This window comes from Rhizobium sp. EC-SD404 (genome assembly GCF_902498825.1).
GTDB lineage: Bacteria > Pseudomonadota > Alphaproteobacteria > Rhizobiales > Rhizobiaceae > Georhizobium.
On record NZ_LR701449.1, the window covers coordinates 1 to 20,032 of the forward strand.

20 protein-coding genes and 2 pseudogenes are annotated in these 20,032 nt (G+C 57.9%); 10 read left to right on the forward strand and 12 right to left on the reverse strand.

Annotated elements, in window-relative coordinates; genetic code table 11:
- Positions 1-680, forward strand: a 680-nt coding sequence (locus tag GC125_RS00190; RefSeq protein ID WP_151983193.1) for a hypothetical protein, incomplete at its 5' end; no start/stop codon positions are given.
- Positions 681-841: 161 nt separating this feature from the next.
- Here GC125_RS00190 and GC125_RS00195 read toward each other — a convergent pair.
- Together GC125_RS00195 and GC125_RS00200 are read right to left on the reverse strand one after the other, a co-directional pair.
- On the reverse strand, positions 842-2,086 hold the full coding sequence (locus GC125_RS00195; protein ID WP_151983194.1) for a glycosyltransferase: 1,245 nt from the start codon (positions 2,084-2,086) through the stop codon (positions 842-844).
- Between the two features lie 391 nt (positions 2,087-2,477).
- On the reverse strand, positions 2,478-2,795 hold the full coding sequence (locus tag GC125_RS00200; RefSeq protein ID WP_151983195.1) for a PRC-barrel domain-containing protein: 318 nt from the start codon (positions 2,793-2,795) through the stop codon (positions 2,478-2,480).
- A 288-nt stretch (positions 2,796-3,083) separates the two neighbouring features.
- Between GC125_RS00200 and GC125_RS00205 the strand changes: the two genes are divergently transcribed.
- Together GC125_RS00205 and GC125_RS00210 are read left to right on the forward strand one after the other, a co-directional pair.
- Positions 3,084-3,440: a type II toxin-antitoxin system VapC family toxin gene (locus tag GC125_RS00205; protein WP_151983196.1), complete on the forward strand. Its 357-nt coding sequence runs from the start codon at positions 3,084-3,086 to the stop codon at positions 3,438-3,440.
- 708 nt (positions 3,441-4,148) lie between these two features.
- Positions 4,149-4,616: a BLUF domain-containing protein gene (locus tag GC125_RS00210; RefSeq protein WP_151983208.1), complete on the forward strand. Its 468-nt coding sequence runs from the start codon at positions 4,149-4,151 to the stop codon at positions 4,614-4,616.
- A 346-nt stretch (positions 4,617-4,962) separates the two neighbouring features.
- Here the strand turns inward: GC125_RS00210 and GC125_RS00215 are convergent, their stop codons facing one another.
- Complete coding sequence (locus tag GC125_RS00215; protein WP_151983197.1) at positions 4,963-5,478, reverse strand: pepsin/retropepsin-like aspartic protease family protein; 516 nt, start codon at positions 5,476-5,478, stop codon at positions 4,963-4,965.
- 688 nt (positions 5,479-6,166) lie between these two features.
- A complete protein-coding gene (locus GC125_RS00220; protein ID WP_151983198.1) occupies positions 6,167-6,493 on the reverse strand; it encodes a DUF6894 family protein in 327 nt (108 codons plus the stop codon).
- 628 nt (positions 6,494-7,121) lie between these two features.
- Between GC125_RS00220 and GC125_RS20160 the strand changes: the two genes are divergently transcribed.
- The 3 genes from GC125_RS20160 (at position 7,122) to GC125_RS00235 (ending at position 8,212) form a co-directional block, all read left to right on the forward strand.
- A complete protein-coding gene (locus GC125_RS20160) occupies positions 7,122-7,607 on the forward strand; it encodes a peptidoglycan-binding domain-containing protein (RefSeq protein ID WP_286165295.1) in 486 nt (161 codons plus the stop codon).
- Complete coding sequence (locus GC125_RS19860; protein WP_199864375.1) at positions 7,607-7,834, forward strand: hypothetical protein; 228 nt, start codon at positions 7,607-7,609, stop codon at positions 7,832-7,834. The genes GC125_RS20160 and GC125_RS19860 overlap by 1 nt, the downstream gene beginning before the upstream one ends.
- A 183-nt stretch (positions 7,835-8,017) precedes the next feature.
- Positions 8,018-8,212 carry a hypothetical protein gene (locus GC125_RS00235; RefSeq protein ID WP_151983199.1) on the forward strand — a complete coding sequence of 65 codons (195 nt, stop codon included), beginning with the start codon at positions 8,018-8,020 and terminating at the stop codon, positions 8,210-8,212.
- Positions 8,213-8,646: 434 nt separating this feature from the next.
- Here GC125_RS00235 and GC125_RS00240 read toward each other — a convergent pair whose 3' ends face one another.
- The 4 genes and pseudogenes from GC125_RS00240 to GC125_RS00250 form a co-directional block, all read right to left on the reverse strand.
- Positions 8,647-9,054, reverse strand: a complete 408-nt coding sequence (locus tag GC125_RS00240) for a hypothetical protein (protein WP_151983200.1) — start codon at positions 9,052-9,054, stop codon at positions 8,647-8,649.
- On the reverse strand, positions 9,051-9,197 hold the full coding sequence (locus GC125_RS19865; RefSeq protein WP_199864376.1) for a hypothetical protein: 147 nt from the start codon (positions 9,195-9,197) through the stop codon (positions 9,051-9,053). The genes GC125_RS00240 and GC125_RS19865 overlap by 4 nt, the downstream gene beginning before the upstream one ends.
- A 561-nt stretch (positions 9,198-9,758) precedes the next feature.
- Positions 9,759-10,355, reverse strand: coding sequence for an outer membrane protein (locus tag GC125_RS00245; protein ID WP_151983201.1), 597 nt, complete (start codon positions 10,353-10,355; stop codon positions 9,759-9,761).
- A gap of 212 nt (positions 10,356-10,567) precedes the next feature.
- A pseudogene (locus GC125_RS00250) lies at positions 10,568-11,164 on the reverse strand (SOS response-associated peptidase family protein).
- Between the two features lie 290 nt (positions 11,165-11,454).
- On the opposite strand from GC125_RS00250, the pseudogene GC125_RS00255 reads away from it, so the two are divergent.
- Positions 11,455-12,682 (forward strand): annotated as a pseudogene (locus GC125_RS00255) (IS3 family transposase).
- A 527-nt stretch (positions 12,683-13,209) separates the two neighbouring features.
- Here GC125_RS00255 and GC125_RS00260 read toward each other — a convergent pair.
- A complete protein-coding gene (locus GC125_RS00260) occupies positions 13,210-13,581 on the reverse strand; it encodes an EAL domain-containing protein (RefSeq protein ID WP_286165296.1) in 372 nt (123 codons plus the stop codon).
- Between the two features lie 648 nt (positions 13,582-14,229).
- Between GC125_RS00260 and GC125_RS00265 the strand changes: the two genes are divergently transcribed.
- The gene (locus GC125_RS00265; protein ID WP_151983203.1) at positions 14,230-14,772 is read left to right on the forward strand and encodes a GAF domain-containing protein; all 543 of its coding nucleotides are present in this window, start codon (positions 14,230-14,232) and stop codon (positions 14,770-14,772) included.
- 138 nt (positions 14,773-14,910) lie between these two features.
- Here GC125_RS00265 and GC125_RS00270 read toward each other — a convergent pair whose 3' ends face one another.
- The 3 genes from GC125_RS00270 to GC125_RS00280 form a co-directional block, all read right to left on the reverse strand.
- Positions 14,911-15,438 (reverse strand): GreA/GreB family elongation factor, encoded by a 528-nt coding sequence (locus GC125_RS00270; RefSeq protein ID WP_151983204.1) that lies wholly within the window; start codon positions 15,436-15,438, stop codon positions 14,911-14,913.
- A 148-nt stretch (positions 15,439-15,586) separates the two neighbouring features.
- A complete protein-coding gene (gene rnk, locus GC125_RS00275) occupies positions 15,587-16,021 on the reverse strand; it encodes a nucleoside diphosphate kinase regulator (protein ID WP_151983209.1) in 435 nt (144 codons plus the stop codon).
- A gap of 359 nt (positions 16,022-16,380) precedes the next feature.
- Positions 16,381-16,563 (reverse strand): hypothetical protein, encoded by a 183-nt coding sequence (locus GC125_RS00280; RefSeq protein WP_151983205.1) that lies wholly within the window; start codon positions 16,561-16,563, stop codon positions 16,381-16,383.
- A 688-nt stretch (positions 16,564-17,251) separates the two neighbouring features.
- Between GC125_RS00280 and GC125_RS00285 the strand changes: the two genes are divergently transcribed.
- Complete coding sequence (locus tag GC125_RS00285) at positions 17,252-19,123, forward strand: methyl-accepting chemotaxis protein (RefSeq protein ID WP_353617022.1); 1,872 nt, start codon at positions 17,252-17,254, stop codon at positions 19,121-19,123.
- Positions 19,123-19,590 (forward strand): chemotaxis protein CheW, encoded by a 468-nt coding sequence (locus GC125_RS00290; protein WP_151983207.1) that lies wholly within the window; start codon positions 19,123-19,125, stop codon positions 19,588-19,590. Before GC125_RS00285 ends, GC125_RS00290 begins: the two co-directional genes overlap by 1 nt.
- Positions 19,591-20,032: the final 442 nt, after the last annotated feature.

Genomic DNA, 20,032 nt, shown 5'->3' on the forward strand with positions numbered 1-20,032 from the left:
TGCGCTCCACCGCGATCGCCGCCGTCACCGCGGCAGCTCTCCTCGTCACCATCGTGCTTCCGTCCGAATACGGGATTGATCCGACAGGCGTCGGCACCGCTCTCAATCTTACCGAGATGGGCGAGATCAAGATGCAGCTCGCCGAGGAAGCGGAAGCCGATGCTGCGATGGACGCGGCAAACCGTGCCAATCCGCCTGCGGTCGATACTGGTTCTTCGACGCGCACCGAAACCACCACGGTTGCCCCAGTCGTCGCCCCTGTTGCCCCGCCGCCGCCACCGGCACCGCCGGCACCCGAGCGCCAGTCCAGCATCCTCGGCACGATCGGCGCGCTGATCGTCTCGCCCGCCGCAGCGCAGGAGCAGCGCCAGGATGAAATGACCATCGTACTCCAGCCTGGCGAGGGCGCGGAGATCAAGCTGACGATGGTCGAAGGTGAGGTTGCGGCCTTCGCATGGGCCGTCTCAGAAGGCGGCACCGTGAATTACGACACGCATGGTGATGGCAGTGGGCAAAACATCAGCTACGAAAAGGGTCGCAGCGTTGCCGCCGATGACGGTCAGCTTCAGGCGGCCTTCACCGGAAAGCACGGCTGGTTCTGGCGCAATCGTGGCGATGCACCCGTATCGCTGACCTTGCGCACCAGCGGGACCTACACCGCCATCGAGCGGCTGGTCTAAGTTCAGATGGCGGCGCGTGCAGACGCGCCGCTACCTGATGAGGTTGAATGGCGGCTGACCCCCCAAAAGCACTTTGGAGAAACGCGCGCTCAGTCGCAGTCAATGACTTCTTGAAAAACATATGAGGCTATTTGGTGCGGCTTTTCTCTGCGGAAGCGACATCAGCTTTTGGTTCGACGGCTCGCGCCTTCCAGGAATTCGATCGCCATCTCAATTCCACGGTCCATTTCGATAGCAGCACCAAGCGCCTTCGCACGAGATCGCATTGCCGGCCCGTCCATTGCGTTCAGCGCTTTAGCAATGATACCGGCGCTCAGCGTTTGCCGGTTCAACGGTGCAGGGCCGGCTCCAAGAGCTGCAACCCGTCTCCCCCAAAAGGGCTGATCTCCAAAAAACGGAATGATCTGTGTCGGCAGGCCTGCGCGTAGGGAGGCAGCGGTCGTCCCGGCGCCGCCATGATGGACGGCCGCCGATGCCCTGGGAAGAAGAACATCATGTGGCGCGTTTTTGAGGAAAAACGCGCGATCGCTCATTTTTCCGAGGCCGATTGCGCCGTTACCGACTGCCAGCAGCCCGCGTTTTTCGGTCATTTCGAGGGCATCGAGGATCATCCCGGTCATCGTCTCTGGGTCGAGCCCCGGCATGCTCCCAAACCCGAAATAGACCGGCGGTGGACCAGCGTTGAGAAACGCATCCAACGCCGGATCAGGCTGCCAGCCCGGCTCGTCGAGAAACCAGTATCCAGTTACCAGAACATCCGGTCCCCAGTCGTGGGGCTTTGGGAGCACTGCCGGGCTGTATGCGTAGAGTGTGCCTGCACGCGGCTTTCGCCTCGTCCGATCAGATAAACCGGGCGTCGATTGTCTCCAGGCCTTCAACTCGCTGGCAAAAAGCAGTTCCGCCGCATGGGTCGCAAGCAAGTGACTGGCCCGGTTGAAGGGACCCAATGACGGATATGGAAGCAGAGGTGTCGGGAAGGCTGAGGTCGGTGTCAAGCCGGGGATAGGGGACGCCAAAACATGTGGCACGCCCAGAGCACTGGCTATATCCGGCGCAGCAATCGATTTGGGATGATAGACGATCACATCAGGGGCAAAGCGGATAGCTATCTGCCACTCGGCATCAAGCAGTCTCCTGATCAGCGGTCGGACTTGTTTGAGAAGCTTGAAGCCAGCGCTGAACCCATTTCCTCCTGCGACAGCTGCCTTCCCCTCTGCCGTGTTCAGCAGCGCCAAAAATTCGGCTGGCAGGCCCATGAAGCGAACATCGTGCTCTGCGGCCATTGCAGAAAACTGGATGGGAGCGGCAAGCTGAACCTCATGGCCTCGGGCAATCAGGCCCCGAGCGAGTGCAATATAGGGCTGGACGTCTCCGCGCGTGCCGAGCGTATGGATCGCGATCCGCATGGTGCTAAGTTAAATCAAGCGACGAGAAATGTCTGCTTACGTCAAGACCGAAACCAAGGGCCGATTGTCAGCTGTTGGACCCATAATGGCCTTGGGAAACCGTTCCCGTCGCTGGGGCGGTTCGGCGCCGAACGACAGGGTCGGATCGCTCGTAACATTCAGCCAATTTTCAGCCGTAGGTAGCTACGACGGCGTGTGTCCGTCACCCGATCACAAAGCGCAGATCTGTTCGGCACAAGTCGCCTGCACAAAGTGTCCACATCGACAGAAATATTGAAAAAGTCAGGGCCGCCTCGCCCGTTTTATGACGGACGGAAGAGACCTTCGATGCTGTCAAAAATGTGCGTCTCTATTCGATTGGCGATTTTCACCAACGATCATAAAGCTCGATTCATGTCGTACTTCGCGCCTTGGTCTCTCGATGCTCCGGCATCTCTTTGAGCTCGACTTCCGTCAAATTAGTCGAAGCAAAAACGTCACCGCTTTCATCGCGCATGATGTCCAGGTCACGGGCGGGCACCACCACCGACTTAGTTCCAAATCCCAGAAAGCCACCAACATCGATGACAACCTGGCTGTTTGGTCCAACACCGTGCAGGTGGACGATTGTTCCTACCACCTCGTCCTCGGTACCGTAAACTTTAGCGCCTTTGAGATTGCGAAAGGTAATCTCCATGTCGATCAACCGAACGTCTGTGACTTTATCCATTGTTCCGCCTCTAGGTTCGAAGATCGGCCTCATAGAGGCTATCCTTCGCCGTCCATGGTCGAAGCCGCACTTTCAATACGATGAGCGTCACCGGGTCATCACGCGATCGAGCCTCAGCGGGGCTGAAAGTGGTTTCAAGCGATGACAAATGAAGTTCTAGCTATCGAGAAGGAAGGGACGTTACCTTCTCGATAGCTACAAGCGCCCTCTTGCTGGGGCATTCTGGGTGTGTGTGGCCCTATAAGATTTTAGGGGCAAATTGGTTCCGGCGACCGTTCGGCTCTCGACATGGCGATCCTGTTCGAAGAGGCCGAAGGGTCCGCCTGCATGTATGCTCTTCAGGAAAGCCAGCCGCGTCTGATCTCCGCCGTCAACTATGTCGAGACCGGCACGGTGATGGCCGAAAGGATCAAGGGTGGAGATCGGCGCGCGGCGATTGCCGCCCTCGACGCTTTCCTGAGCGACTTCCACATCGACGTTGCCTCTGTCGATGACCGACAGGCACGCGCGGCGATGCAGGCGAGGATCGAGTACGGCCAGGGTTTCGGCACCAGGGGCGGCCTTAACTTCGGCGACTGCTTTGCCTATGCATTGGCTAAGCAGAATGCGGCTAAGGGGGCTTGCCCCTGCGTCATAGTGGCCTAGTCATTCACCGGGGTGGACCACTGGCTACACTCCGTCACAACCCTAGTTGCCCTTGCTGGCCCGTAGAGGCCGGAAGCCATTCTGCATGGCGCTTGGGGGAAGTGTCTTGGAAAACAACTCGTCGCGATCTCTGTTGGTAAACAACGGTTTATTGCTGCTCGCGCTTGTGACATTTTCTGCTGCAGTGTTCTTTGATGTGAGCATTCAGTTTAGAAGCTTGTCGAGCGTCACATTCGGATTGATTTCTTTTCCGATCGTCTTCGTCATTATCAATATCCGCGCTCTTAACCGGAGATATCCGCTCGATGGGAGAACGCGTGGAGGAGAGACGACGGCAAGGCGCGGCGTCGGAGACCGTGATCTTCGGTAAGCGGGGGGATGAGAGATGTCACGCCACAGGAGGCATTGGGGGGTGTCTTAAGGGAAAGCCGTCGTTACAACTTAATGCCGCCGTCGAGCGCATCATTCTTGGTGCTTCGAAGCCGATCATCGAATGTTCGATGTGCGGTCACCCGCCTCAGGTGAACGGCAGCGAAGCCGTAAAGTGACTTTTGACGCCATCCGCACCCGCCCGGAAACCGGAGCTTGCGCGAACAGAGACCGACTCAGAACGCCATTGCTTCTTTACCCAAAATAGAAAGGTGCGTTACCGTGTCGCTGACCCACCGGCAGGACGGCCTGCCCGGCATTCACAAAGCGAGATGCCCCATGTTCGACGAATTCGGTTTTGCAGAGAACGATGACACGGCGTCATCCTTGCTCGACACATTTGTATACTGCAGTCGCGCCGCCGAAGGAGTCGATGACGTTGAGGTTGGTCGCATTATCGAGTTGTCCAAACACCGTAATGTCACCCGGGAGATCACTGGGGTGCTCGTTTTTGGCAGCGGCGTCTTCTTCCAGTGGATTGAGGGACCACCCGCACAGGTGGAGACCCTGATTGCAAGCCTTCATGGCGATCCGCGCCATTACGATATCGTCACCCTGGATCGGAGCGCAGAGAAGCGCGAGCGTCTGTATCCAGATTGGGAAATGGAGCGCGTCGGAGCCGACGACATCCGCGTGGTCTTGCAAGACGCACTTGGGAGCGCCGAAGACAAGAATGACATCGCGGCACTGAGGCGTATTCTTGGGCACCTGGATACGGAGTCGCTAGCGACGCTGGGGCGGCGTTAAGCGGCCCGAGGGCGGCGCAGCCTCGATACAGCCTATTTGAATGTGTTGGGAAGATGGATGATCTCGAGTGGCCGAGATGTAACGAATGGCCAGCAATCATATGATCCCCGCCGGAATAGGCAGTCCAGCTAGGCTCCGGATCATCGACGACGGCATGGGCATCGAAGTTGTGACGGACGACGCCGGATCACAGAGCGCCTGGTATTCCTCGCATGGGAACGGTCGAAACGGTGCCTCCTGTGACGGGGCTGTGTGGCGACAATGCCTCGGGCCGATTATCCAGATCCCGCTAAGACCGGCTCGCTCCACGTCACGTTAGACGAAGTTTCCGTCAACTCACCGACGATCAGCCGTTCCCATAGAACAGTAAACGAGACGGATCTCCCTCCCGAAGAGAAAACTCAAACCGAGCATATTTGAAGAATTGCCGGCCGAGGATGACGCGAAACGGTTGCTCCAGGCCAACCATGTCGCATGCCACGACTTCCTGCCTAAAGGTGAAGCGGTCGCCAGTAATATGGACATAGATGTCATGCAGGCTCGTTCCGTCAGCTTTCCCGGCGACTTCTCGTATTTTGGGTGCCTGGTGCTTTTCGATCAGACTGCGATCGACGTAAAATTGGTCCGCTCCAGTATCGAGTAGAGCCCACGTTGGACTGGCGGGAATGTCTGCGCCTGGTCCTCGCTCATAGACTGCAAAAACTGCGACCCGAATGCATGGACTGCCCCGGACATAGTCATCAGTCGGCATACCGTCATCGCCGAGGAAAGTGATCGGTATCTCAACCGGCATAAGGGTCTTCCCGCTTATCGATCCGATGAAATCACGCGGTAGCGGCTGAGCCGAAACCGTCAAAATCATCGGATTACATAATTCACCACTGGAATCCGCTCGGGGCGCGGCTCGACGTATCCATGATATTCACCTTCCGCGCATCGATCATCGTGTTCGCGCCGTTGTATCTCATTTGCAGTCGAGCGAACTGCGAAATCCAGCCACAGCTGATCAGCCCTGAGGCGAGTTGTCGTTCCCCTTGATACGCGCTCGCAACTGGCCAAGGCTGGGAATATTGGTCTGGCTATCGGATTGATGTTCCGCTCGTTGAATGGCCCGTAATGCGTCCCCAGAAGCTGCTTGAACTTCACCAGATCGGCGTTGAGTTCCGCGTCGCTCAGGCTGCGCGAAGCCATGATCAGAAAGGCGACCCAATCTTGCGGCGGTGGCTCTTTTCCAGGAAGGGCTGCGGCGCGGCGTCACTCAACGGCCATCTGCTGTGCCGACCGCTCCATCAGGCTCCGATGTGCCTTCATCAGGTGATCATAAGAAAGCGGTGCGTGCAGACGATCGGCCATCTCCCGAAGAATGGCTCGGACACCGCTCTCTCGATCCATCGTCAATTCCCCGCATCAGGGGGCGGAAAGTAGCACCGACTGGTGCTCATGCAACCACTGGAGCATTGGCCGACGTCGGTGTTTTCAGGGCCTGGCGCCAAGAACTTGGCTCAGCCGTCGCCGGTCTGGAGTTATCCGGCCAACAATGCCTGTATGGATCAACCGTCATCAGTGTCTGATGAAGAAGTGAGGTCTTTGCATTCTGCGCCACGGAAATCGATCTTGCAGGCGTAAACATAATTGCCAGCTTCATCGCGGACCTTAACGACGACGCTTCGCCGTGAACCGTCGGGAAGGATTTCGCGGGTTATGTCGCCCAAGCCATCCATAGCAGCGATGCGCGCCTCCGCAATATCCCTGTAATCGATGCCCTGATCATCTCGATCAAGTTGGGTCCCGTCGACGACATCGAAATAATACCGCGGCATTCGGTTGCCTTCACATGCTGCGGTGCCAATGCCAACCAGGCAACCGCCCTCATTCATCAGTGAGATTTCCGATGCCGCGCCCTATCGTCATGGCAGAACTCGCTACATCGCATTCAGAAGGCCTCGCGCCGTCGCCGCGGGCTGGGGGGCTCATGGTGCGACGACGGCGCTTCGTCCCTTCGAAGGATTGAGGCAACTACGGCTGAGCCCGTCGAAAGGTTCAATCACTTTTTCGCAAAAACTAATCTGGAGACATCACGCGGCCGCGCATTTCTGCGTGCCCACGAAGGCGAAGTGCTGACCGGGTATCTCGACCCGATCGGCGTGACGACAATCGGGATCGAGGCAAGAACCGATCGAAAGTCGCAACGGCCTACCTGAAAGGCCTCTGTATGCCGGAAGGCAAGATCGTCCCCGGCCAGACGAAGCTGACGAGGGCGCAGGCCGACCAGATTTTCACCGCCATGCTCGATCGGAATACGACCCGATGGCGATCGCCAAAATGCCGAAGGGCATTATAAAGCAGCACCAGTTCGATGACGCGATACTGGCCGTCTACAATCTCGGCGGTGGTGCCATGAACTGGCGCTGGGCGGATGCCTAGCGGGCAGGGGCCATCGCGGAAGCGGCCCGGATCCTTGGCAGCAACTACAACACCGCGGCCGGTCGCGAACTGCCTGGGCTGGTGCGGCGCCGACAGGAAGAGGCAAAGCTTCTCGAGCACGGCATCTATACCGGCGTGAAGGAAGGCGAGCCGCGTGTCGCGACCAGCACGCCGCCTTCCGCGCCTGATCCCGTGGTCAAGGAAGCGCAGGACGCGCTGAAGGAACTCGGTGTCGATCCTCGCGACGCCGATGGCAGGATGGGTCCGAAGACACTCTTAGCCATTCGTCGATACAAGACGATGCATCCGCACCTCGTCAATGACGGCATCCTCGGGCCTGCAACGCTGGCACAGCTTCGCCGCGACATCGCCGCGGTGAAGGACGTCGTCCAGAAGGGCGGCAGCGCTGTGGCCAGCTCAAGCGCGGTGGCTTGGGCCGCCGAATCGCCGTGGCTATGGGTTGCCGGCGGTGTGGCGGCAATCGTGCTGGTCTACTTCGCGTGGCGGTACCGTGACGTGTTGCAGCGCCGCTTCAACGGCCTGATCGGCCGGACCGTGGAAGTGTGATGCTCGCTTTGTCCCGCATCATCATCGCAGCCGTGGCGGTCTTCGCGCTCGGCCTTCTCGTCACATGGATCCGGCAGGACGGAGCCGACGACTCTCGCCGCGCCGTGGAAAAGCAGAACAATGAAGCGATCAACAATGCCGATCTCGCGGGGCTTACTCGTCGCGAGTGCGTTGACGCTGGCGGGGTGTACGACTTCGCCACCGGCCGATGTCGCCGGCCTGAGTAGGCGATCGGGACCGGGTTGCCCGGCGCTCAAGGTCTAACCTTGGCGGACCAGGAGCGCATCGACGACACCGTCGCGAGAGGTTGTGCGAGCGGCGTCTATAATCGCTCGGCCTGCGATCGCCACACTAATGCAAGTGCGGGTCGCCGTGCGGCTCTCTCCACCACGCAAGACTAGGACGAGCTGATGGCTGAAAGTGACGTACAACGATCCCTTGGGCGGCTGGAGGGCAAGCTTGATGCCTTCATCGAGACCCAGCGGGAACATGAGCGGACCTCGGCCGAGAGCCGAAAGCGGGTCTACGAGAAGCTGGAGAACGTCGAAAGCACGCTCAATCACATCGACGGCCGTGTCGGAAGGGCGGAGCGAGTGATCACCTAGATTGAGCCCCTCGCACGGGATTTCGGCAAGGTGCGAGAGCGATCAAAGGGCGTCGTTGCGACCATCATCGTGGCTTGGACGCTGCTTGGTGGCTTTCTGATGTGGGTCGGCAACAACGTCCTGGAGTAGTTGGCAACCAGTTTGCAGGGGCCGTAGCCAAAGGAATCCGGTGCTCGCCCAGTTTCTCCGGAACGTATGAGATGTTGGCGCATCTCTGCCCTGTGAAGGGACATCACAATGACATCCAAATCGGAAGACGGCGTCGCGCGAGCGATCCTGAGATTATGTCGAGATGACACCGTGAGGCGCGCCAATGCGGCCCTGCCTCAGTTCCATCTCGACCACGATACACCTGACAGCATGCTCGAGCTCATGGCCCGGCTCGACGAAGCTACGCGAAAAGCCTCAAAAAATCGGGGTTGACGGAATGTCCATTAGCGCCGTCGGTGGCGAACGACTTCCCAGACCTGGGCGAGATCTGCGACCGACGAAAAATGCTCCATCTTCCGCCCTTCCGTGAAGACTGAAGCGAGATCGAAGTTGCGAATAACGCCGTGTCCGCGCTTGCTGGTCGAACGGTCGCTCTGACGGCGGACCTCTAATGTCGGTCCCATCCACTCCCATATAGCATTGATCGTTGCGATGTCGTCCTCAACTCTGCCTGTACGCATAGGCGTGGCCATATCCAATCCTCTGACCGGGAAGTTAGGAAGGCGGTAGACGGCCGCCCTCATGTTGATCTTTAAAGCGACGGCATGATGAGCCAGCGCAGCAGTCGAGATGATCGCGGCTATGAAAACAAGGACGCACGCCAGTTTCACGTCCTTCGTCCGGCCGTTCACTGCGTCTGCGTTTCACCCTGGATAGGGGCGATCGCGTCCATAGGGGCGGTTGCATACCAGAAGTATCCGAAGACCACGGCACCAAGGATAAGGATACCGCCCATGAAGTTTCGCTGGTTTTCGGGTGTTCGAATTTGGGCCATTGGGGATCGCCTTTGATAACGGAAGTTGTCCCGCTCGCTGTCGCGACGGTCTAGGCTTCATTGTTCCAGGCTTGGCGGCGGCGCGAGTTTGACGCGCGGCTGGTCGGTCGATGTATTGTGAATGAGATGTTCGCCGACCGACAAAAATACTAACAGACTGTTGCTGGGGCGATAGACCAATTCGTTCGGCTATCGGCGGGGGCCATGCTCACGTTCGGCATCTGTGCCAGATCAACCGACAGTGCTGATGGCCAGCTAGGCTCCCCAAGCATTCAGACGATGTGGATGCATCCGGGAGAGCCGGAGATCGAGTTTCGGAAGGATACATAATCGCGCCGGATGCAGCGATAGCTCCAACGGCTCGTCGATAAGATCGACCATGTGAACGATCGTCTGGATTGAGGGAGAACTGGCAGCCGCCTGAGCGCCGAAGGATCGCTACAGATCGCTACAGAAATCATGAAGGCTTCGCCCCTCATCGGCTCCACACCCAGCCTTCAACATGCAAAAAGGGGCGAGCTTTCGCTCGCCCCTTTTTGAAGCACTCTCGCTGAGAATCTATCAGAACTTGAAGGACACCTTGGCCTTCAGTGTGTGAACCGTGACGTCGAGGCCGGTGTTATCGAAGTCCGAGAAGTCGTGGTAGAGGTACTCGGCGCCGACGATGATGCTGTCGGTCGCTGCGAAATCCACACCTGCGCCGGCAGCCCAGCCGAAGTCGCTCAGGTCGCCGAGAACCGTGTCGGCCGTCGCATAGGCAACGCCACCGGTTCCGTAAACCATCACACGGCCGAGATCGACACCGGCGCGCAGCTTGCCACGTGCAACGCCGTCGACTTCACCGATGCCGCCGTCGATTTCGATGTTGGCGAAGTCGTAGTCGACTTCCGCCCCGACGACGAAGCCCCCGAGGTCGTAGTTGTAACCAGCATGCACACCACCGAGAACGCCATCAGCGTCGATCGTTGCCGGGCCCGTGTCCAGTTCCGCCCAGGCGTAGCCAGCCTGGATACCGATGTAAGGGCCGGTCCAGTCGAAGCCGGGAGCGACTATCGGAGCGCTGATCGGAGCGGGTTCGTTATAGACGACGGCATCGGCGGCGAAAGCCGACGCGGACATGACGGTCGAGGCGAGTGCAACTGCGATGATGTGCTTCATTTTCTCTCCATAGGCGACCCGATTGGGGGAGGGGATCGCTCGAATCTGATGGCTGCAATAATGTCTCGAATTGGCTACCTGATCTCCAAATTCGAGACGTGTTTCTCGAATATTTTGGCGTTGTGGCGAACGTGTCACAGGCGCTTCGGGAGGCGTGCTCGAGCCTTCAGACTTATGTCGACGTCCGGGAGCGGATGTGATCCGTACCTGCCTCAGGCTGCGTGATCCTTTCGCTCGCCCATGGCTACGATCCGCACTGCATCATTTTGCAGCGGCCGCTGTGGCTCAGCCGCCTCGATCCACTCGGCCCGCATCCAAATGTCCGCTTCTTCGGCCGTCTTGAGGATGACTGGCATGGCTTTCGGGTGCACAGATCCGACGACGGCATTCGGCTCGCATGTGAGGAAGCCATAAAGATCGGCGTTGCTCTCGCCTTCCTTGACCTTTCCGGCGCTCGTCCAGTTGGTCCAGATCCTGGCGACCATGCTAAGCGGCCGGCTTTCGTCGGCCGCCACCCAAAATGGCACCTTCTTACCGTCAAACGTTGCTATTCCGAGAAGCTGGTGAACGGCACGAGGCATCGGTTCGCGAGACCAAGCCAGCGGCCCCAGTGCGGACTTTTCACATTGGGGATGTTTGTCACACCGCTGTCGACCTTCTTGCCCTTCAGCACAAACCGCGGCGACGGCATGCCCTATCGGGCCAAGACTAGGTCACGCAAGCCCTTAGCTCTGTTGCGAACGATGGGCGCCGGGCAGTCCGGGAAAGATGCCGGGCGTGGGCGGCAGATTGCCCGTCTGGTCGCGCATGGCACGGGCGAGCTCGATGATCGCCGACTGGCCCTTCGTGAGTTAGTAGAGGTTACACATGGCGGCGAGGATGCCTTGCTTTAGTCAGTTTTGGGAGTCGGCTTCAGCGAAGTTAGCGCGCGAAGCGCAAGAAATGTCACGATCGAAATGACAAGTGCGATGTCATAGGTGCCGAGGCCGACCGCAACTCCGATTGCCCCAGTGGCCCACATGCTGGTGGAGCGCGCCCCATTTTGACCGGATAGTCGGCATAGCCGATGAGGCATAGGCATTTGCCTATGAGTACGACTATGGCCAAGAGTTCTGATGAGCCGTTTCAGCGGATCGAAGTGATCACCTCCGTGCAGCGCCGCCGGCGCTGGTCAGTGGCCGAGAAGGTTCGGCTGGTGGAGGAAGCCATGCAGCCGGGAATGAGTGTTTCCTACGTGGCACGTCGTGCCGGCATTTCCCCCTCCCAGCTCTTCGCCTGGAAGCGTCGCATGCTCGAAGGTGGTCATGCCGCCGTTCACGCGGATGAAGACGTTGTCGGCGCTTCCCAGGTCCGCGAGTTGGAGAAGCGGGTGCGCGAACTTGAGCGCATGCTGGGCAAGAACACCATGGAAGCCGAGATCCTCAAGGAAGCCCTTGAACTCGCTCGCCCAAAAAAACGGACGCCGCCGTTGCTGTCGTGGAGCGATCCAGAGGACGGTTCCCAATGAGCGCGATCGCCAGAACCCTCGGCGTCTCCCGGTCGAATCTGATCGAACGCACCAACAAACCGTCCAAGCCACGCGGTCTTATCGCAAGCCCGACGACATCGTTCTCCTGGCGGAGCTGCGGCCGATCATCGACCAGCGGCCAACCTATGGATATCGCCGGGTGACGGCATTGCTGAACCGGCAGAGGCGACGGGATGGCCTGCCCACGGTCAACGCCAACCGCGTGCTCAGGGTCATGCAGCAAAACGGGCTGACACTCCAAAAGCATACGGCTCTGCGGCCTACCCGCACCCACGACGGCGTCGTCGTTGCGCTGAGCTCCAACATCCGCTGGTGCTCAGATCATCTGGAGATCCGTGCCCGCAATGGCGAGGTGGTCCGCATTGTGTTCGTCATCGATGCCTGCGACCGGGAGATCATCACCTGGTCAGCCGTGGCCAATGCCGGCATGTCTGGTGAAATGGTCTGTGACTTGATGATCGCGGGGGTCGAACGCCGCTTCAAGACTCTTAAGGTCCCGCACGGACTGGAATGGCTCTCGGACAATGGCAGCTCCTATAATGCCAAGCAGACCGCGCAGGTCGCCGCTGCCCTCGGCATCAATCTGCTCTTCACACCGGTTCGAAGCCCGCAGAGTAACGGCATGTCCGAGGCCTTTGTCAAAACACTGAAAAGAGACTACGCCTCGACCGCCATCCTCCCAGACGCAGATACCATCCTGGCCTTGCTGCCCGACTGGATCGACGACTACTGTGAGGTCCACCCGCACTCCGGGCTCAGGTTCCGCTCACCACGCGAGTTCCTGCGTCTTAGTGCCTAAACCCAACCGCCGACTGTCCGGTGAAACGGGGTCCACTCCAGCTGGCAGCTGTAGCTGTTCCCTCACCGACGACTCGACGACCAAGACTGCGCTGGCTCCGATGAACCCGATGCCGGTGATGATACCCTCGACCACCAGAGCGGTTGCTTCGGGGCTACCTTGCGTGATCGTCTCAGCGGCCTGAAGGTGCCGGGGTTAAGGATAGAGAGCGGGTCTCTGTCGGCTCGGTCGGCACAGGCTTCTTTTACGACCAAGTCGTCTCGTTCAAGAGTCTTCTCGACTCTATGAATTGGATGGGAGGTCTCACAGCTTTATCGCTCAAAGTCTTTGGATGCGACGCGCTGCCGACCGTTGGCCTTCGCCTAGGACAACAACTGGTCCGCATTGCTGAGCGTTCCCTATAAGCACTTGTTCGACTGCACCGTACGCCATGTTGTGTAACTCCCCAGCAGCTCACCGACCTCGCTGCATCAAGCGACCCTAGCATTCGAGAGCGGTTCGCATTGAGGCCGTCCGCGCATTTGATGCTAGGAAACCATCGCAAACGCAGAGTTGTCGATGGAGATGGGCGTGGCTAAGGTTTCAAAGGAGGGCTTGGCCAGAAGGTAGCCCTGCACCAGTCGAACGCCGAGATCGCGTAAGACCTTTAATTCGCCGACCGTCTCCACGCCTTCGCATAGAGGAACGATACCGAGATCTTCCAACATCGCTAGGGTGTGGCTGATGATCGTGCGCTTCACCGGGTTGGTGTCGATATCGCGGATCAGTTCCATGTCCAGTTTCACGATATCGGGCTGGAACTGGGAAAGAAGAGCGAGGCCGGCATGGCCGGCGCCGAAATCGTCGATCGCCGTCTTGTGCGGTAAAACAAGCAGACAACTCTGCAGTATGGCGCGCAATGTAAACTGTCTGTATTTAATCCGATTTGGCGGTTGCTGTTAGTATGTGGGCGAGTTCTTCGTGAAATTGCAGAAATCTCGCCACGAACTCTTCGTCGGTTTCCCCAGCAACGCGCTGGATTTTTACGAGGTCGACATCGTATGACACGGCCAAATTGTACAGTTCAATAAAACTCCCGGAATCAGTCAAGCGCACTGCCTCGTCCGTCGAGATTTCCCGGTCTACCCATGCCTGTAAAGAGTATCGGACTGTTGAACTAGGAACGTAGGGCTCTACCATAAATTCACATTTATTCTTCGAGGGAAGCATGAAACCGATCAAAAACATTTGTTAGCTGCTCATTCGGAAGATTTGATTTGGATAATAAAAGAAATATTGGTGGGAAACGACGAAGCCTGATTTAACAGCTGAAGGCTCTCTTTCAGCGATCACCGCCGGCATGCCGCTCCAAACTCCATGACAGGGCGCGGTCGTTCGCCCTTCGCAATGATTGGCTAACTTTGAACACGTGTATAAACGGCTTGCGAGGTAGGCACTAACCCATCAGTGCCATGGCTTCTTTGTGCAACCCGAGCCGCCTATCGGCTTCGCGTCAAGGATTTTGTTACCGATCCGCGATAGTCCTGTACTGAACAGGATCGCAATTGATGAGCACTTTTAAACCGTATCCCTTACCGCGTGACGAAGATGCCCGCCTCAAAGCTCTGGCGACCATGGCGGTGCTCAACACGCCACCCGATCAGTCCTTTGACATCATCGTCGATCTGGCTGCGCACCTGTTCCACGTTCCGATAGCTTTGGTGTCGATCGTCGGCCGCGACCATCAAATTTTCAAGGCTCGTGTGGGGCTGGATGTGTGCGAGACCAGCAGGGATATCTCATTCTGTGCCCATGCCATCGTCCAGCGAGACGTCCTCGTCATTCCTGACGCCAGCCGTGATCCCCGTTTCTCGGCCAATCCGTTAGTAACCGGAGCACCCTTCATCCGGTTTTATGCAGGGGCTCCCCTGATCGGTTTACATGGTCAGCCAATCGGTACGCTTTGCATTCTGGACCGCGTGCCACGCGCAGGTATGTCCGAGCACGAGATGCTCACCTTGCGAAAGTTGGCCCGCATGACGATTCTCCGAATGATGACGAGAACGGTCATCGACGACAACATGGACAAACTCATGCCGATCCCGGCATGAGTGACTAAGCCTGACAAATCGCCCCTGCATGAACCGCCGAGTTCGCGACTTGGGCAGTGATGATCAAATCATAGTCTGATCCGGCCCAGCGGTCGCTTCGGGGCCGGATCAACATGTAGCACCGAGGGGTCGCCTCTCTTATTGGTCGCCCCATTTGGTCGACAGCCCTGGAACTGACGGGGTCGACGACTTTTGCGTTGATCCTTGAATGACCTTCAGCATCGGCCTCTTAAATGAAGTTGCGGCAGGTATTTGAGGGACGAGTTTCGCGCGTCGAGCGGCTTCTGGCTGATAGTGCACCCTTTCCAGCTTAATGCTTTCAAAGGTCTGATCGCCCATTGTCAGTTTAAATGTCTGACCTTCTGTCAGCCCAAGAAGGCTGAGGCCGCGCAGCGTGGAGATCGGGAGAAACATGCCCACGGCTGGACCCATGCGTTCAGCGCTGAGCTGGCGGGTATCGGTGTCATTGTCATCGACTCTGTATGTGATGCGGCTGCTCAGCGTCGCGACCTCTGCCGGTACATCATCCCGGAAAACCACGACGGCATTTTGGAGCTTTTGATCGAGGACGCGGGCCAGCGGTGCCCCTGGATCGAGGCATCGATCGCGCATGACTTCGAGAATGGTGAAATCCTTGGTGGTAAGAATGCAGCTGTCTTTGGACATCGCACGTCTCCATTGCGCTCCGTCGGGAGCGTCTGAATGATAGGAACGTTGAAGGATCATCCCCTGGTCGCCTCGCGACACAGGGGCTACGATCCTGCGATGAGACACCCACCACAAAGCGAGAGTCTGTTTATAGAACCGTTGCGCTTCATGACGTCGTCACGGGAGCGGTTGGGATTGCCGGATCTTCTGCTTGCGCGGGTTCCACGGCTGTCACGGTCAAGCGATGCACCCGGCCGTCAGGGCCTGTCCAATGGATGGACTGTCCCACGGTAAGGCCAACGAGGGCAGCCCCGATGGGGGACAGGATGGAAACCTTTCCCTCAGCGATGTCGGCATTACCTGGAAAGACCAGCGTTACGACGCGCTCCTCTCCGAGATCGCTCGAAAAGCGCACAGAGGAGCCCATCCTGACGAACCCCCGGGATCGACGAGGCTGATCGACGATCCGCGCTCGATCGAGTTCCGCGGCCAAAAATGATGCCACTTCAACATTTGTGCAGCGATCGACAAGACGAGATAGTCGATCATGGTCTTGACGCGTGACGGTGATCGCGGGCTTCCGGTTGGTATGGTGAGACACAAACGTCCCCGTCCTCAAGGATACGTGCGACAACAAATGTTGCCGACACCAGCTTCATGAAATTATGGATTGGTTGCCGCATCTGCGGTCTCGGGCGGCCCTTAAGCCTGCCAATTTCGCCCCACAGCTAGGGCGAGCGCCAACTAGCCGGGGGTCAGATGCCCGCGATGGGGAACACCCGAAAATGTCGCAACAAATGGCGTTTTAGCTGATCCATTCTCACAAGCTGGATATTCCAGTTGAAGAAGTCAAGCCAGTTACCGCCTGAACCCGAATTGAGCAGCCATCCCGGCTAACGACTTTATTTAGGCGAGTAGACGATCACTCTGCGATTGATCGAGCGAGATAAGCCGTGGTCCCTATTGCGCTGCCGCGATCTCAGCGTGAACGACAATCCCGGTGCGATCTTCTACACCTAAATCTACAAACCCGAACAGGCTGGCTGACAGCAAAGTCAACACCATGATCTTGCTTGAAGCGACCAGCAGGAACACAGGTTTCATGCGGCACGCTACGGCCGCTTCTTCTTTTTGGGTGTACATATTGAAACTCTCCGGCAGTCCCTTGCATCTGGAACGGCTTGTAGTCGCTCAGGTTCCGCAGCATTTTTTTGAAGCAGAAAAGCCTGTGTGCTTGTGGCCACGATCGACTGCAAGTTGAGCAACCGAGCGTGGCGGTTAACGCCCTCACGTTACATTTCCTGTCGCCGTTCTAACTCCACGGTGACAGCATCCCGTTCCTGACATACTTGCGCTTCGGGTCGCAGGTATCTGGATGGGGTAGTCCGCGAAACGCGGGGCTATCCAATCAGCTGACCGCAAAGTTGAATTGTGTGGATATGATCGGGTGGCTTGATGGAGAGTTGACCGCCGGAGGTGGTTCCGCTTTCCATCATGCTGTGCTGCGACAACGACTTTGAAGTACTGCAACAACTGGCAAATCATTTTAACCAAATTGAAATTGTGCACGACGGTAATCGCTTCTGCGGGCGAGATCACTCTTGAGGCCATGAGCGCCAATGACCGCGATGACCATCTTCCGGCAGATCTGAACTTAGTCGTACGCATCCACCCGCTGAGCGTTGCTCATCGAAGATGAGCCTTTGACAGCTTCTGCCCCACTGCAGGTTGGGAACCTCTCATGAAATTCTTGTCGCACGCTTCGGTTAGAGCGAAAATACTGACGCTCGTTGTCGCGCTTGCCGTGACCTCTGTGGGCGGCGCCGCCTTCATGGCTTACAAAGCCAATTCATCGAGCGCTACCTTTCTGGAGTTCATCGAGTCTGACATTGAAGCCACATCGATGGTTTCCCGTGCGACGCGGAATCTACAATCTGTCGCCTACCGCTCCTATCAGGCACTCGACAGTGAACCCGGATCACCAGCGCATGCAGTTGCTCTGGAAAGTTACGAAGGCAACACCGAGCAGATGGTGGAACGTCTTTCGAGAGCCATCGAATTGATGCCGGCGGAAGCGACAGTGCTTTCGTCGCTCCACGATCGTGCAACGCAGATTGTAGAAGGCACGGGCTACGCCATCGATCTCGATGCTTCCGGCGATAATGAAGCGGCCCGCTCCGCCATGATCGAGACCGACCTTCTCATCGATGGACTGACGACCGATCTTCGCGTCTGGAGCGAGGGCATGTCCGACACTATTCAGGGGCAGAGCACCGCACTGAAATCGACTAGTGATTGGCTGACGCTGATCACTCTTGGGGCCCTCATTGCGCTTTCAGTGGCGATGGCGATCGTGTCCTTGATCGTCTCCACGCTGGGCATCACGCGTCCCATCGCGGCGTTAAATGCGCGCATGCAGTCTCTGGCGGAAGGTGATCGTGAAGCATGGGTGCCTGGGCTCAGCCGCGGCGATGAGATCGGCAAGATGGCTGACGCTGTTGAGGCTTTCCGGCAGGCTGCCATCGAGAAAGTCCGTCTTGAAGATGAGGCGATCGAAGCCCGCGGGATGAGCGAGTCCGAGCGGCTGGAACGCGAACGCCTCAAAGCCAAAGAAGCTGCAGAAATCCAGGCGGTAGTTGACGCTCTCGCCGACGGACTTGGCAAGCTCGCCGACGGGGACCTCGGCTATCAGTTGGATCGACCCTTTGCTGGTGAAATGGATAAGCTGCGCGCCGACTTCAACAACGCTGTCAGCAAGCTCAATTCAGCAATGGTATCGGTTACGGAGAACGCCCGCGCGATCCATTCTGGCTCGGAAGAAATCCGGGTCGCAGCAGACGACTTGTCGCGTCGCACGGAACAGCAGGCAGCTTCGGTCGAGGAAACCGCTGCCGCGCTTGAAGAGATCACCACTACGGTTGCCGACAGCACCAAGCGCGCTGAAGAAGCCAGCCAGCTCGTCGCCAAAACGCGCGTCGAAGCTGAGAGATCCGGCCATGTCGTCAACCAGGCGATCATCGCGATGAGTGAGATTGAGAAGTCCTCAATCGAAATCTCTAACATCATCGGTTTGATCGACGACATCGCATTCCAGACCAACCTACTGGCACTCAACGCTGGCGTCGAAGCTGCAAGAGCTGGCGATGCCGGTCGAGGCTTTGCAGTTGTGGCTCAGGAGGTGCGTGAACTCGCCCAACGCTCGGCTCGTGCGGCAACCGAGATCAAGGTTCTGATCAACGCCTCCGGTCAGCAGGTCAAATCGGGTGTGGCGTTGGTCGGCGAGACGGGGCAGGCACTTTCGACGATCGTGCTGGAGGTCCAGGAGATCAACACGCATGTCTCGGCGATTGCCGAGAGCGCGCGGGAACAATCACTCGGCTTGAAGGAGATCAACACAGCCGTAAATAGCATCGACCAAGGCACACAGCAGAACGCGGCTATGGTCGAGCAGTCGACCGCCGCCAGCCATAGCCTGGCTCAAGAGGCAGTCGCGCTCAATGAGTTGATGACGCAGTTCAAGATCGTCGACGGCTACACGAGCCAATCCAAGCCGGTGACAAAGGGGCCTGTTGTCGCAACTGACCGCGCGAGGTCTGTGGACTCACCCGCCCGGAAGCTCGGCCGGAAACTCGCGAGCGCATTCGGTGGTGGATCCACCGCCGCTGCGGTCGCTCAGTCGCATGAGAGCTGGGAGGAGTTCTGATGTCCGGCTCGATCAACAGCTCCAACACGTCTTTGGAAATCATCGCGTTCTATCTGGGCAACCAGCAGTTCTGTGTGGAAACGCTCGCGATAAGGGAGATCAGGGGGTGGGCGCCTTGCACACCCCTGCCTCACGCTCCCCGCGATGTGCTGGGTGTCATGAATTTGCGCGGCTCAGTGATCCCGATCATCGATCTGGCGGCCCGTCTTGGGATGCCTGCCGCCCAACCCACAGAGCGCAGTGCCATTGTCGTCGCAGAAGTCTATGGGAAGGTTGTCGGGCTGGTCGTTGAACGTGTGTCGGACATTTTGTCGGTCAGTCCGGGCGACATCCAACCGATACCTCTCGTGTCCGCCGAGTTCCATGCAAGCTATGCGGAAGGCATCATCCCGTTGCCGTCGGGAATGGTCTGCTTCCTCAACTTGGCTCGCCTGTTGACGAAAAATCCGGCTGAACTGGCTGCATAACGCTAAGACGGCGGATCGCTCACCGCGCGTCCTCGCTACCCGTTGCTTCCCGGGCTTCCACGACCATTACAAGCAATCGTCGTGTCAATTTCATGGAGCGAAGCCGGCGTCTCATTTGAGAGACCAAGGAGCGCACGACCGCTCGCATTTCTCTGCGCTATTTGATCGGAGCGAAGCGCGCTCAACGACCGGGCTAAAGTCCAGTGCCGTTGCACGACCTAGGCGAACAGAATTGAGTAAGCTGGCTCTAATTTGCTCACGAAAACTTTACCACATGTAATTTCAGCAGATAACGGCTCCTGAAGTTAAGCGATCGCACAGAATTTAAGCGCCAGAGTGCTGTTTCTTATTTATGGGGGAACAGCAATGCTCAAGCAATTCCGGAACGATCGAAGCGGCAACTTTGCGATCTTTGCAGCCTTTGCATTGCCAGTCACGCTCG